11 protein-coding genes and 7 tRNA genes are annotated in these 12349 nt (G+C 68.5%); 14 read left to right on the forward strand and 4 right to left on the reverse strand.

Annotated elements, in window-relative coordinates; all coding sequences use genetic code 11:
- The first annotated feature begins 54 nt into the window (after nucleotides 1-54).
- Nucleotides 55-1113 carry a hypothetical protein gene (locus ITJ66_RS10990; RefSeq protein ID WP_228501581.1) on the forward strand — a complete coding sequence of 353 codons (1059 nt, stop codon included), beginning with the start codon at nucleotides 55-57 and terminating at the stop codon, nucleotides 1111-1113.
- A 79-nt stretch (nucleotides 1114-1192) separates the two neighbouring features.
- On the opposite strand, the gene ITJ66_RS10995 is transcribed toward ITJ66_RS10990, so the two are convergent.
- Nucleotides 1193-2074, reverse strand: coding sequence for an ADP/ATP-dependent (S)-NAD(P)H-hydrate dehydratase (locus ITJ66_RS10995; RefSeq protein WP_194644598.1), 882 nt, complete (start codon nucleotides 2072-2074; stop codon nucleotides 1193-1195).
- Nucleotides 2061-2801 (reverse strand): histidine phosphatase family protein, encoded by a 741-nt coding sequence (locus ITJ66_RS11000; protein ID WP_194644599.1) that lies wholly within the window; start codon nucleotides 2799-2801, stop codon nucleotides 2061-2063. The genes ITJ66_RS10995 and ITJ66_RS11000 overlap by 14 nt, the downstream gene beginning before the upstream one ends.
- A 165-nt stretch (nucleotides 2802-2966) precedes the next feature.
- Here ITJ66_RS11000 and ITJ66_RS11005 point away from each other — a divergent pair, with 165 nt between their 5' ends.
- On the forward strand, nucleotides 2967-4607 hold the full coding sequence (locus ITJ66_RS11005) for an MFS transporter (RefSeq protein WP_194644600.1): 1641 nt from the start codon (nucleotides 2967-2969) through the stop codon (nucleotides 4605-4607).
- A gap of 45 nt (nucleotides 4608-4652) precedes the next feature.
- Here the strand turns inward: ITJ66_RS11005 and ITJ66_RS11010 are convergent.
- Nucleotides 4653-4725, reverse strand: a tRNA-Val gene (locus tag ITJ66_RS11010).
- 168 nt (nucleotides 4726-4893) lie between these two features.
- On the opposite strand from ITJ66_RS11010, the gene ITJ66_RS11015 reads away from it, so the two are divergent.
- The 7 genes from ITJ66_RS11015 to ITJ66_RS11045 all read left to right on the forward strand — a co-directional run bounded on the left by ITJ66_RS11015 (nucleotide 4894) and on the right by ITJ66_RS11045 (nucleotide 6373).
- Nucleotides 4894-4965: transfer RNA gene (locus ITJ66_RS11015), tRNA-Gly, on the forward strand.
- 60 nt (nucleotides 4966-5025) lie between these two features.
- A tRNA-Cys gene (locus ITJ66_RS11020) sits at nucleotides 5026-5096 on the forward strand.
- Between the two features lie 58 nt (nucleotides 5097-5154).
- Nucleotides 5155-5229 (forward strand) — tRNA-Val (locus ITJ66_RS11025).
- 139 nt (nucleotides 5230-5368) lie between these two features.
- Nucleotides 5369-5908, forward strand: a complete 540-nt coding sequence (locus ITJ66_RS11030; RefSeq protein ID WP_194644601.1) for a hypothetical protein — start codon at nucleotides 5369-5371, stop codon at nucleotides 5906-5908.
- Nucleotides 5909-6081: 173 nt separating this feature from the next.
- Nucleotides 6082-6153 (forward strand) — tRNA-Gly (locus tag ITJ66_RS11035).
- 56 nt (nucleotides 6154-6209) lie between these two features.
- Nucleotides 6210-6280: transfer RNA gene (locus ITJ66_RS11040), tRNA-Cys, on the forward strand.
- 21 nt (nucleotides 6281-6301) lie between these two features.
- Nucleotides 6302-6373, forward strand: a tRNA-Val gene (locus tag ITJ66_RS11045).
- A 97-nt stretch (nucleotides 6374-6470) separates the two neighbouring features.
- On the opposite strand, the gene ITJ66_RS11050 is transcribed toward ITJ66_RS11045, so the two are convergent.
- Nucleotides 6471-7154 carry a lysoplasmalogenase gene (locus ITJ66_RS11050; RefSeq protein ID WP_191941099.1) on the reverse strand — a complete coding sequence of 228 codons (684 nt, stop codon included), beginning with the start codon at nucleotides 7152-7154 and terminating at the stop codon, nucleotides 6471-6473.
- Between the two features lie 193 nt (nucleotides 7155-7347).
- On the opposite strand from ITJ66_RS11050, the gene thrS reads away from it, so the two are divergent.
- The 5 genes from thrS (at nucleotide 7348) to ITJ66_RS11075 (ending at nucleotide 12318) form a co-directional block, all read left to right on the forward strand.
- Nucleotides 7348-9270, forward strand: coding sequence for a threonine--tRNA ligase (gene thrS / locus ITJ66_RS11055; RefSeq protein WP_213014169.1), 1923 nt, complete (start codon nucleotides 7348-7350; stop codon nucleotides 9268-9270).
- Nucleotides 9267-9827, forward strand: a complete 561-nt coding sequence (locus tag ITJ66_RS11060; protein ID WP_079705911.1) for an HIT domain-containing protein — start codon at nucleotides 9267-9269, stop codon at nucleotides 9825-9827. Before thrS ends, ITJ66_RS11060 begins: the two co-directional genes overlap by 4 nt.
- A 97-nt stretch (nucleotides 9828-9924) precedes the next feature.
- Entirely contained in the window at nucleotides 9925-10830 is a 906-nt protein-coding gene (gene pdxS / locus ITJ66_RS11065) for a pyridoxal 5'-phosphate synthase lyase subunit PdxS (protein WP_079705912.1), read from the forward strand.
- 30 nt (nucleotides 10831-10860) lie between these two features.
- Nucleotides 10861-11457: a pyridoxal 5'-phosphate synthase glutaminase subunit PdxT gene (gene pdxT, locus ITJ66_RS11070; protein ID WP_137241690.1), complete on the forward strand. Its 597-nt coding sequence runs from the start codon at nucleotides 10861-10863 to the stop codon at nucleotides 11455-11457.
- Between the two features lie 99 nt (nucleotides 11458-11556).
- Nucleotides 11557-12318: a YebC/PmpR family DNA-binding transcriptional regulator gene (locus tag ITJ66_RS11075; protein WP_079705914.1), complete on the forward strand. Its 762-nt coding sequence runs from the start codon at nucleotides 11557-11559 to the stop codon at nucleotides 12316-12318.
- The last annotated feature ends 31 nt before the right edge of the window (nucleotides 12319-12349 follow it).

Here is a 12349-nt window from a genome sequence, read left to right on the forward strand (position 1 = left end):
GTCCGATGACGAGAGTGCCCGCGACCCTTGACGCGGGCCCTCCGCTGCACCACCATGACGCAGGTGATCGCAGCCCCACCCCGTCTCCTCATGGTCGGCCCACAGCACCACGGCGTCGTCCAGTACGCGATCGACGTCGCCGACGCCGTGGTCGCCACGGACCCTCGCGCGGAACGGGTGTACGCCCCGACCCCGTCCGACGCCGTGCACCTGCTCGACGGCGTGGACCGTGCACACGTCCACGTCACCGACCGCCTCTTCGGCCGGTCGCCCGAGGAGGCGGCGGACGCCGTCGAGCGCCTCGCAGACGTCACCGAGTTGACGGTCACCCTCCACGACATCCCGCAGACCTCGGACGGCAGGATGCTGGACCGCCGCATCGCCGCCTACGCCCGGTTCATCGCAGCCGCCCACGCGACGGCCGTCAACAGCCGGCACGAGCAGGCGCTCGCTGAAGAGTTCCTCGGCGTCAGTGCCGCGACCGTTCTGCACGCCATTCCGCTCGGCTCCCGGATCGGGACGGCGGCGGTCACGGCCGACGATGCATCGCTGACGGGAACGGCCCGCCCACTCACCGTCCTCATCGCCGGATTCATCTACCCAGGTAAAGGTCATTCGTCGGCTATCCAGGCGGCTTCGCGTGCGGCGGAGGATCTCCGTGCCGCCGGTCACCAGGTCGCCGACGCCGTCGTCCGAGCCATCGGTGGCCCCTCGGCCGGGCATGAAGCGGACGTGCTCGCCCTCGAAACGGAAGCGCGCGCCGTCGGTGTCTCGTTCGAAGTCACCGGGTATCTCGACGATGCGGCGTTCGCCGCGCAGATCTCGCTTCCTGGCATCCCGCTCGCCGCTCACGGTCATGTCTCCGCGTCACGCTCGATGCTCGACTGGGTCGAGGCAGGCCGCCGGCCGCTCGTCGTCGACTCGCGCTATGCAGCGGAGATGGAGCAACTGCGCCCGGAGACGATGGTCCGGTACGACCCGTCGACGCTGCACGCCGAGTTGGCCGCGGCCTGGCTGGACCCCTCGCGGACGCGCCTGCCCGCCGGTCGCAGCCTCCGCCCGGCGCTGCCGGACACCGCGAGCGCGTACCTCGACTGGTGGTCCGGACACTGACGGTCGCCGAGCGGTTCGGGTCCCGCGTGGCAATGCGACACACAGATGCGGGGTTACCGAGCGGCGGGAGGACGGACGATCAGCCAGCCTCGCCGGCGGTGTGTTCGAGTTCGCGGAGCAGCGTCGGGAACTCGTCTGGGAATTCGCGGGCGAGGGCTCCGAGCGGACCGATCCGATCGGCGACCCGATCACCGGAGGCGGCGTGCAGCACGGTACCCCAGCAGCTCGCCGCGAGCGGGGAGAGTCCGCGTGCCGCGAGCCCGGCGATCGCACCGGCCAGGACGTCACCGCTCCCCGCCGTCCCGAGGGCCGGACTCCCGCCGGGCGCGATGAAGTCCCGCTCACCGTCGGAGACCCTGCCCTGACAGGTGACCACGGCTCCGTATCGTCGCGCCAGCTCGAGCGCCGCCGTGTCCGGGTCGGCCTCGTCCGCGTCGAGGAGGATCGCGGCCTCGGCCACGTTCGGGGTGAATACGAGGCGCCCCTCCAGCCCCTTCGAGAAGTCGGGAGCGTGTGACAGGGCACCGAGCGCGAAGGCGTCGAGGACCACGACGGTGTCGGCGCCCAGGAGCGGGCGCACGCCGTGGAGGAGCGCCACGGCTTCGTCCGCGTCGTCGAGGCCCGGACCGAGCAGCAGACAGTCGACGTCCAGGACGTCCTCGAGGCGGCCGACCTCGTCACCCCGGACGGCTCCGCCGCTGGTTTCGGCCAACCCGATGACGCCGGCCTCGGGGAAGGCGATCGCGAGTGGGGACGATGCCGACGCCCCGACCGCGAGCGTGATCCGACCCGCGCCGACCCTGAGGACGGCCAGCCCCGCCAAGGCGACCGCCCCGGGCGTCATCCGCGCGCCGCCGACGACGAGCGTCGACCCACGATCGTCCTTCGACGATCCCGGATCGGGAAGCGGCCAGTCGGCGAGGACCTCAGGCGTGAGCATGGTGGGGTCAGCTTCGGACATCGGTCGCCCCCGAGTGCTCGGTGACCGCGACCTGCGCCTGCTCGAGGTGTGCGGTCGCATTCGCCGCCCGCGCTCTCCAGGCCCGTCCGTCGTGGACGAGGTGGGTGAAGGAGGCGTTCGGCGTCGGGCGGAGAGCGGCCTCCTCCAGGACGCGACGCTCATCCCACCCCTCGCAGATGTAGCGGAAGAGCGAGATGACGGCGTCGTGACAGACCACCAGGGCCCGCGTGCGGTCGGTGTGCCGGTCCAGGTCGCCGATGAACGAGCGGAGGCGGAGGGCCACATCCGTCCAGGCCTCACCTCCCGGCGGTCGGTAGTAGAACTTGCCGAGGGACCGTCGTCGAGCGGCCTCCTCCGGGAACTCCGCATCGACGCCCACCGAGGTGAAGGTGTCGAGGATCCCGAGTTCGCGGTCGCGCAGCCGTTCGTCGACGACCGGCCGAAGCTCATCGGCGTCGAACGCGGCGGTCCGGAGCGCGACCACGGCCGTCTCATGCGCTCGCCGATAGGGCGAGCTGAACACGATGTCGGGGCGGTCGGCGGGAGCGAGGGTGGCGAGTCGAGCGCCCACCGCGGCTGCCTGCTCGACGCCGAGGGCCGAGAGTGGTACGTCGGCGTCACGATCGGGGACGGCGATGCGGTGGGATCCGGCACGATCGGCTTCCAACGCGGCGAGGTTCCCGGCGCTTTCACCGTGGCGGACGAGGATCAGTTCCGTGATGGCCATGCGTCCACGGTAGCCAGCACGATTCGGTGCACGGAGAGCTTGACGATCCGGCGATGATCCTCCATAGGGCGTCGCCGCCGGCCGGCCCTCGACGGTGATGACACCGCTCGATGATTGCGACAAACCGACGATGCCCGGGCCGCGACGGCGTCCTATCGTTCGACCATGTCTTCACCCTCAGCAGTCCCATCGTCGCAACCGTCGGCATGGGCGCCCATGGCCATCACCGCTTTCAGGGTGCTCTGGTTCGCCCAGCTGGGGAGCAACATCGGCACCTGGATGCAGACCGTGGGAGCCCAGTGGGTCTTGGTCGAGGCCGCCGCCGGCGCAGCGGTCATCGCCCTCGTGCAGACCGCGAGCCTCGCGCCCGCCATCCTGGTCGCCCTGCCAGCAGGCGTCCTCGCGGACTCACTCGACCGGCGACGGCTGCTCATCTGGGGATCGGCGGCGAGTGCGGTCCTCGCAGCCGCGCTCACCGTCGTGGCGGCGGTCGGTGCGCTGACGCCGTGGACGATCCTGGCCTTCACCTTCCTGCTCGGCATCACCTCCACCCTGACCTCACCCGCATGGCAGGCGATCCAGCCGGAGCTCGTGCCCCGCAACCTGATCGCGGCGTCGTCGGCGCTCGGCGGTGTCACCGTGAACGGAGCCCGTGCGGTCGGTCCGGCCCTGGCCGGTGTCGTCCTGTCGGCCTTCGGTGCTCCCGTCGTGTTCGGTGTCAACGCGCTGAGCTTCGTCGTGGCCGTGATCGCCCTCGTCTGGTGGAAGAGACCCTCTCAGACCGGTCTCGACGACCGCGAGCCGTTCGGGGCAGCGTTGCGAGCGGGGGTCCGGTACGTCGTGTCCGCGCACCTCGTCCGCCGGATCCTGCTGCGTTCAGCACTCTTCGCGCTGCCTGCCAGTGCCCTCTGGGCGCTGCTGCCCCTCACGGCGACGCGCCTCCACCTCGACTCGAGCGGATACGGTCTCCTACTCGGTGCTCTCGGTGTCGGTGCCGTGCTGGGCATCTTCGCCCTGCCGCTCGCTCGGCGTCGGTTCTCCGACAACACCGTCATCGCCGGGAGTGCGGTGCTCTTCGCCGCCGGGTCGCTCGCAGCGGCGTTTCTGCCCTTCGCGCCGACCCTGCTGCTGCTCGTGTTCGCGGGGCTGGCCTGGATCGGCACCCTCACGGTGCTGAACGCCGCGCTGCAGCTCACCCTGCCGCAGTGGGTGCGGTCCCGCGGAGCCTCGATCTACATCCTCGTCTTCATGGGCGCGATGGCCATCGGCTCGATCGGCTGGGGCGTGGCGGCGCAAGGACTCGGCACGCCGCTCGCGTACAGCGCTTCGGCCGTCCTGCTCCTGCTGGTGGCGGCCAGTGTTCGGGTGCTGCCCCTGCTCCCCGGAACCGGAACCGTCGACCGCAGCATCTCGATGTCCTGGCCGACACCCACGTTGGTGTTCGAACCACAGCCGACCGACGGGCCGGTCCTCGTACAGATCTCCTACACGGTCCATCCTGACTCGCTCGCCGCGTTCCAGACAGCGATGGATCGTGTCGAGTCCTCTCGTCGCCGCACCGGCGCCTCGAGATGGGCCCTGTACCGGAGTGGCGAGGAGTCCGACGTGCAGTTGGAGACCTTCATGGTGCCGTCGTGGGGCGAGTTCCGACGACAGGAGACGCAGCGTCTGACCGGCCGCGACCGCGACATCCGCGCTGCAGCGCTGGCGCACGCCGACGGCGAACCCGTCGAACGACACTTCTTCCCGAGCGATGCCCGCCGGACCGGGTCTGCCGGGGCGGAACGTCCTGATCTCGCGGAGTGAGTCGCCGCCGTGGAGGTGGAGCACCCGGGGCGATGGTGAATGATGTGGGCGATACCGGACTCGAACCGATGACCTCTTCCGTGTGAAGGAAGCGCGCTACCAACTGCGCCAATCGCCCGCAGGTCGTCCGCACCGGAGAGGTGCCGAACAGCCGCGAGTCACGATACTAGCCGATGGCGGGGGACGAACGCACATCCGCAACGCTGTCGACCCAGTACGCGCGCCGGTTTGAACATCGGTCCCGGTTTCGGCTAGAGTCGTTCGAGCACGCAGTGATGCGGGCAATGCGGATGTGGCGCAGTGGTAGCGCATCACCTTGCCAAGGTGAGGGTCGCGAGTTCGAATCTCGTCATCCGCTCGAGTGTCAGTAGTGTTGTTCCGGCAGGAGCCCTACTTGACAGTGTGTTCGGTCACACATGGTGGCGTGGCCGAGAGGCTAGGCAGCGGCCTGCAAAGCCGTCCACACGGGTTCGAATCCCGTCGCCACCTCACCTCAGCAACACAGTTCCACCAGCAACATCCCGGCGTCGTGTCTCACACGCCACCCGGGCGATTGGCGCAGCGGTAGCGCGCTTCCCTGACACGGAAGAGGTCACTGGTTCGATCCCAGTATCGCCCACCACAGAAAGCCCCCGGACCCCCGGGGGCTTTCGTCGTTCGAGCACATGCAGGCAACACAGGGGGACCATGCTTCAGCGAGTCATGGCGGAGACCACCGGGCCGCAGCGGCGCTCGTCGCCATCGCGCGACGGACGTGTGGCATGAGCCGCATCGGCGATTGGTGGCGGTCGAGCAACGCGAAACCGCGACGGCATCCCACGGACCCGGGCCACGCCGCCGTCCCGTACCCGGCGCTCAGCCGGTCGGACCGGGTGGCGTTCGCCCAGTGCGAGCAGTACCTCCTCCGTGAGATCGTCGAGGCCAGAGCGTGGGGACGACAGGTCGCCAGCCGCGGTGACACGCCCGACACCAACGGTTGGCTCATCATGCCCGGTCGGACGCACTCCTCCCTGATGGACGACTCGAGAGGCATGGGGGCGATGCCGGCGGTGATGGACTCCGTTGTCCAGTGGCTCGCGGACGCCGGGGCGATCGGCCCACTCTCGGAACACACACGGCGGGCCATCGCGGTTTCGAACGCCAAGGAACGACTCCGCGATTACCCGGAGTACCACCCTGACGGCGACGGTCGGCGCACCTGGGACGACGACGTCTGGGAGGTGGAGCCGATTCGGATGCTCCAGATCTACCCGCACCTCGCCGATGCGAACGACGACTGGAGCCAGCAGGCGCGCCGGTGAGTGGCTCCACCCACGTACCGTCCCACCGCCTGGCCGACGCGCCGAGGAAGATGGAATTTCAGCCCGATTTTCCGCGGAACATCAAGGGTTGGGCCGACTCGCCCGCGCAGAGGTGTCAACGAGCGCCGTCAACATCGGCTAGAGTTTCCAAGCACCCGGAAACGGGATGCAATGCGGATGTGGCGCAGTGGTAGCGCATCACCTTGCCAAGGTGAGGGTCGCGAGTTCGAATCTCGTCATCCGCTCGAGTGTCAGTGAGAACGTGCAAGCGTTCCGCTCGACAGTGTGTTTCATCACACGTGGTGGCGTGGCCGAGAGGCTAGGCAGCGGCCTGCAAAGCCGTCCACACGGGTTCGAATCCCGTCGCCACCTCGCTGGCAACACCACTCACCTGGGCGATTGGCGCAGCGGTAGCGCGCTTCCCTGACACGGAAGAGGTCACTGGTTCGATCCCAGTATCGCCCACAGGAACACGAAGGGCCCGAGCGAACAGCTCGGGCCCTTCGTCGTTCCACAGACCAACTCTTGCGCAGACCACCCGTTGCACACCCCTAACGTCCGCTCAGACGGAGAGAGGCGCCCGCTCCCGGCGACGCAGGACCTCCGCGACGCCCCACACGATGAGGCCTTGGCCAGCGGCGTACGTCGCCATGATGATCTCGTCAGCCGCCCAGATCGTCACTGCAGGCACGAAGCGGTCGAGCCCGATCAACGAGTCGGAGACCAGGAACAGCGCACCGCCGACGGCGATCGTCGGCGTCGTCATCGTGGAAGACGCCGCCATGGCCCCGATCACGACGGCATAGAGGACGACCGCCGGATACAGCGCCCCCATGTCCTGCTGACTGAGGAGCGCGATGCCGGCGACGAGCCACGCCAGGTACACGAGCGCCCAGACCGGCGGGCGGTTCCTGGTGCGCAGATGCCGCACGAAGAGCACGACGTAACCGGCCTGCGCGAGCATGAAGAACAGGATCCCCACGCCGAACGCGAGTTCGCCCGGAACCATGAGGGCGACGTCGCCCAGCCAGCTGCAGAGGATCGCGACGAGCGCCGTGACCGCAGCGACCGAAAGCCGTCGGACCGACCACACGAGCGCCAGCGCGAGGACCAGCATGATGAACGGTTTGGTGAGGAGCGACAGCCATTCCTGACCGGATGCGAGGGCGATGATGTGCACGAGTGCGACCACGGGCAGCGCGGCGAACAGCGCCGTCGCAGCCCCGCCCCTCTGCACAGCCGTCATCAGCGCCACCCCCGTCACGTCGTAGGCCTTCACTCTAGCGATGCGACCGAGCACGAACCATGGCCGCCGACCGACGGCAGCGTCTCCTCGTCGTGGACGACGATAGGCTTGCACGGCCAAGGTTTCACCTGAGAAAGAGAGATCATCCGTGAGTGACGGGTTCGCACTGTTCACCGACCGATCCGTGGTCGCCATGCGCGTCAACGGCGAACTGAAGGACCTCGCCGCCACGGTGACGGAGACGGACACCGTCGAGCCGGTGCACCTCGACTCGCCCGACGGCCTCAACATCCTCCGGCACTCCGCAGCCCATGTGCTCGCGCAGGCCGTGCAGCAGGTCGACCCGCACGCGAACCTCGGCATCGGCCCGCCGGTCACCGACGGCTTCTACTACGACTTCGATGTCGCCGCACCGTTCACGCCTGAGGCGCTCAAGGTGCTGCAGAAGACGATGGACCGCATCATCCGCCAGGGCCAGCGCTTCGTGCGACGCGTCGTCACCGAGGACGAGGCTCGCGCGGAACTCGCGGGGGAGCCCTACAAGCTCGAGCTGATCGGCCTCAAGGGCGGATCGGCAGCCGACGACGAGAACGTCGAGGTGGGCGGCGCGGAGCTGACCATCTACGACAACGTCGACCCGAAGACGGGGGAGACGGTCTGGAAGGACCTCTGCCGCGGTCCACACCTGCCGAACACGCGCATGATCGGTAACGGCTGGGCCTTGACGCGTCTCGCCGCGGCGTACTGGCGGGGGAGCGAGAAGAACCCGCAGCTGCAGCGGATCTACGGCACCGCTTGGGCGACCAAGGACGAGCTGCGCGCCTATCAGACGCGGATCGAGGAAGCGGCCAAGCGCGACCACCGCAAGCTCGGTGCCGAGCTCGACCTCTTCAGCTTCCCCGAGGAGATCGGCTCGGGTCTCGCGGTGTTCCACCCCAAGGGCGGCATCATCCGCAACGAGATCGAGAACTACATGCGCGAGCGCCTGCTCGCTTCCGGCTACGAGCTGGTGAACACCCCGCACATCACGAAGGGGCACCTGTTCGAGGTCAGCCAGCACCTGGCCTGGTACAAGGACGGCATGTTCCCGGCGATGCACCTCGACCAGGAGGTCGACGCCGACGGCCACGTCACCCGTCAGGGCCAGGACTACTACCTGAAGCCCATGAACTGCCCGATGCACAACCTGATCTATCGGGCTCGAGGGCGCAGCTACCGCGAACTGCCGCTGCGTCTCGCCGAGTTCGGCACGGTCTACCGGTACGAGAAGAGCGGCACCCTCTCCGGGCTCACGCGCGTCCGTGGCCTCACGCAGGACGACGCCCACATCTACGTCACCGACGACCAGGTCAAGGACGAGGTCGGCCGCCAGCTGCAGTTCGTCCTGGAGACCCTCCGCGGCTACGGTCTCGACGACTTCTACCTGGAGCTCTCGACGAAGGACCCCGACAAGTACGTCGGCACGGACGAGGTCTGGGACGAAGCGACCGAGACCCTCCGCCAGGTGGCGGTCGAGTCCGGTCTCGAGCTCGTGCTCGACCCCGCCGGCGCAGCCTTCTACGGTCCGAAGATCTCGGTGCAGGCGCGCGACGCGATCGGTCGGACGTGGCAGCTGTCCACCGTGCAGCTCGACTTCAACCTGCCCGAGTTGTTCGAGCTGGAGTACACGGCTGCTGACGGCACGCGCAAGCGTCCGGCGATGATCCACCGCGCACTCCTCGGCTCGATCGAGCGCTTCTTCGCGATCCTGCTCGAGCACTACGCGGGTGCCTTCCCGGTGTGGCTCGCCCCTGTGCAGGTCGTCGGGATCCCCGTCTCCGAGCAGTACGAGGAGTTCCTCGGCGGAGTCGTCGCCGAGCTGCGCTCGTCCGGGGTCCGGGCAGAACTCGACGCCTCCGACGATCGGATGCAGAAGAAGATCCGCAACCACACCAAGGCGAAGACCCCGCTGCAGCTGATCGTCGGCGAGGAGGACCAGGCCAACGGCGCGGTGAGCTTCCGATTCCGCGACGGCACCCAGGAGAACGGTGTCCCCGTCGCCGACGCCGTGCGCCGGATCCGCGCCGCCATCGCCGCGAAACTGCAGGTGAACACCGCAGCGGAGCTGCCGGCATGACCCCGGGCACCGAACCGGAGTCGTTCGAGTCGATCGACACCTCCCACCTGGTGGGCGTCCCGGACGCATTCCAGCGTCTCTGGACGCCCCACCGGATGGTGTATATCAAGCAGGGCCAGCCATCCGACGACGGTTGTCCGTTCTGCATCGCGCCGACGCTCGACGACGAGTCAGCGCTCATCGTGCATCGGGGCGAGCACGCCTTCGTGCTGCTGAACCTCTTCCCGTACAACTCCGGGCACCTGCTCGTCTGCCCGTACCGCCACGTCGCGATGTACGACGACGCGACGACGGAGGAGGTCGCCGAGATCGGCGCCCTGACGCAGACGGCGATGCGGGTCGTCCGGTCCGTCTCGAGGAACGACGGCTTCAACCTCGGGATGAACCAGGGTGCCGTGGCCGGCGCCGGGATCGCGGCGCACCTGCACCAGCACATCGTGCCGCGCTGGGCGACGGACGCCAACTTCTTCCCGATCATCGCCCAGACCAAAGCGCTCCCGCAGCTGCTCGGCGATGTCCGACAGGCGATCGCGGACGCCTGGCCGACCTCGGCCTGATCCGTCGGGGCCGGTCCATCTGGACCGGTCCACCCAAGTCCAATTTCCGGCCTGTGGACGGAGCACCGTCAGGCCACCCGCCGGTACGCTCGCCATCATGACCGAGAGCAGCACGACCACTGGACAGCACGGCTCGAACCGCGTGAAGCGCGGACTCGCGGAGATGCTCAAGGGCGGCGTCATCATGGACGTCGTCACCGCCGAGCAGGCCCGTATCGCGGAGGACGCCGGGGCCGTCGCCGTGATGGCCCTCGAGCGCGTCCCGGCGGACATCCGGTCCCAGGGCGGCGTGGCTCGGATGAGCGATCCTGACCTCATCGAATCCATCATCGCCGAGGTGTCCATCCCCGTCATGGCGAAGGCTCGCATCGGACACTTCGTCGAAGCCCAGGTCCTCCAGGCGCTCGACGTCGACTACATCGACGAGTCCGAGGTCCTGAGCCCGGCCGACTACGTGAACCACATCGACAAGTGGGGCTTCGACGTCCCGTTCGTGTGCGGTGCCACCAACCTGGGAGAGGCGCTGCGGCGTATCAACGAGGGTGCCGCGATGATCCGCTCGAAGGGCGAGGCCGGCACCGGCGACGTGTCCGAGGCGACGAAGCACATCCGCAAGATCCGCTCCGAGATCGCGCACCTGTCGTCGATGTCGAAGGACGAGCTGTACGTCGCGGCGAAGGAGCTCCAGGCCCCGTACGACCTCGTCGTGGAGATCGCCGAGACCGGCAAGCTCCCGGTCGTGTTGTTCACCGCCGGGGGAGTGGCGACGCCGGCCGACGCCGCGATGATGATGCAGCTGGGTGCCGACGGCGTGTTCGTCGGATCCGGCATCTTCAAGTCCGGCAACCCGGCTCAGCGGGCGGCGGCCGTCGTCAAGGCGACGACCTTCTTCGACGACCCTCAGGTCATCGCCGAGGTGTCCCGTGGTCTCGGTGAGGCGATGGTCGGCATCAACGTCGCCGACCTCGCGGCACCGCACCGCCTCGCTGAGCGTGGCTGGTAGCCCCGCGTCCGCCCTGAACCAGGTGACGTCGTGACCGGGTCGGCGCGCGTCGGCGTCCTCGCCCTGCAAGGGGACTTCCGCGAGCATGCGGCCGTCCTCACCGGCCTCGGGGCGGACGTCAGCCTCATCAGGCGTCCCTCGGAACTGACCGGCATCGACGGACTGGTCCTCCCCGGCGGGGAGTCGAGCGTGATGGACAAGCTCGCTCGCTCCTTCGACCTCGCCGGACCGTTACGCGAAGCGATCACCGCCGGGTTGCCCGTGTACGGCACCTGCGCCGGACTCATCCTCCTGGCCGACCGGATCCTCGACGGGATCGCCGGCCAGCAGAGTCTCGGCGGGCTCGACGTCTCCGTCCGGCGCAACGCCTTCGGGTCGCAGCTCGACTCCTTCGAGACGGACCTCTCGATCCCGGTCCTCGGCGACCCGCCCGTGCACGCGGTGTTCATCCGCGCGCCGGTGGTCGAGGCCGCCGGACCGGCGGTGACACCACTCGCCTCACTGCCCGACGGTCGGATGGTCGCCGTCGAGCAGGGGAACCTCCTCGGCACGTCATTCCACCCCGAGGTCACGGGCGACACCCGGTTCCACGCCTACTTCCTCGACAAGGTCGAGCGATCCCGCTGAGGCACCGTTGCCTGCTCCCGCCACCCGTCCCGGCGTGATCGCGAGTTCCGGGCCGCTGGCCTAGACTGGTCAGGTTCTTTTCACGCAGTTAGGGAGCACATGTCCGGACACTCCAAGTGGGCGACGACCAAGCACAAGAAGGCGGTCATCGACGGCCGTCGCGCGAAGTCGTTCGCCAAGCTCATCAAGAACATCGAGGTCGCGGCCAAGATGGGCGGCGCAGACCTCGCGGGCAACCCGACGCTGCAGGACGCCATCCAGAAGGCGAAGAAGACCTCGGTCCCGAACGACAACATCGACCGCGCCGTCAAGCGCGGTGCCGGCCTCACCGGTGAGGTCGTCGACTACACCACGATCATGTACGAGGGCTACGGTCCGAACGGCGTCGCCCTGCTCGTCGAGTGCCTCACCGACAACAAGAACCGTGCAGCAGCCGATGTCCGGACGCTGATGTCCCGCAACGGCGGCACCATGGCCGACCCGGGCTCCGTCGCCTACAACTTCCAGCGCAAGGGCCTCATCGTCGTCCAGGCCGAGGGGACCACCGAGGACGACGTCCTCGGCGCCGTCCTCGATGCGGGCGCAGAAGAGGTGAACACCGAGGGCGAGACCTTCGAGGTCGTCACCGAGCCGAGCGACATGGTCGCGACCCGGACCGCCCTGCAAGAGGCCGGTATCGACTACGACTCCGCCGACGTCGCCTTCGTCCCGAACCTCAAGGTCGAGATCGACGCCGACACGGCGCGCAAGGTCTTCAAGCTGATCGACGCCCTCGAGGACAACGACGACGTCCAGAACATCTACAGCAACTTCGACCTCACCCCCGAGGTGCAGGCCGAACTGGAGGCCGACGACGAGTAGTCCGGCACGCGTGCCGAGCGAAGCTCGTTCG

Source organism: Plantibacter sp. VKM Ac-2885, assembly GCF_015351205.1.
Taxonomy (GTDB): Bacteria; Actinomycetota; Actinomycetes; order Actinomycetales; family Microbacteriaceae; genus Plantibacter; species Plantibacter auratus.

What these genes read in the sequence shown, in the direction of transcription:
- thrS (WP_213014169.1), top strand. Translation starts at nt 7,348, where the DNA reads ATGCGCGTCAACGGCGAACTGAAGGACCTCGCCGCCACGGTGACGGAG.
- ITJ66_RS11050 (WP_191941099.1), bottom strand. Translation starts at nt 7,154, where the DNA reads ATGACGGCTGTGCAGAGGGGCGGGGCTGCGACGGCGCTGTTCGCCGCG.
- ITJ66_RS10995 (WP_194644598.1), bottom strand. Translation starts at nt 2,074, where the DNA reads ATGTCCGAAGCTGACCCCACCATGCTCACGCCTGAGGTCCTCGCCGAC.
- ITJ66_RS11030 (WP_194644601.1), top strand. Translation starts at nt 5,369, where the DNA reads ATGAGCCGCATCGGCGATTGGTGGCGGTCGAGCAACGCGAAACCGCGA.
- ITJ66_RS11060 (WP_079705911.1), top strand. Translation starts at nt 9,267, where the DNA reads ATGACCCCGGGCACCGAACCGGAGTCGTTCGAGTCGATCGACACCTCC.
- pdxS (WP_079705912.1), top strand. Translation starts at nt 9,925, where the DNA reads ATGACCGAGAGCAGCACGACCACTGGACAGCACGGCTCGAACCGCGTG.
- ITJ66_RS10990 (WP_228501581.1), top strand. Translation starts at nt 55, where the DNA reads ATGACGCAGGTGATCGCAGCCCCACCCCGTCTCCTCATGGTCGGCCCA.
- ITJ66_RS11075 (WP_079705914.1), top strand. Translation starts at nt 11,557, where the DNA reads ATGTCCGGACACTCCAAGTGGGCGACGACCAAGCACAAGAAGGCGGTC.
- ITJ66_RS11000 (WP_194644599.1), bottom strand. Translation starts at nt 2,801, where the DNA reads ATGGCCATCACGGAACTGATCCTCGTCCGCCACGGTGAAAGCGCCGGG.
- ITJ66_RS11005 (WP_194644600.1), top strand. Translation starts at nt 2,967, where the DNA reads ATGTCTTCACCCTCAGCAGTCCCATCGTCGCAACCGTCGGCATGGGCG.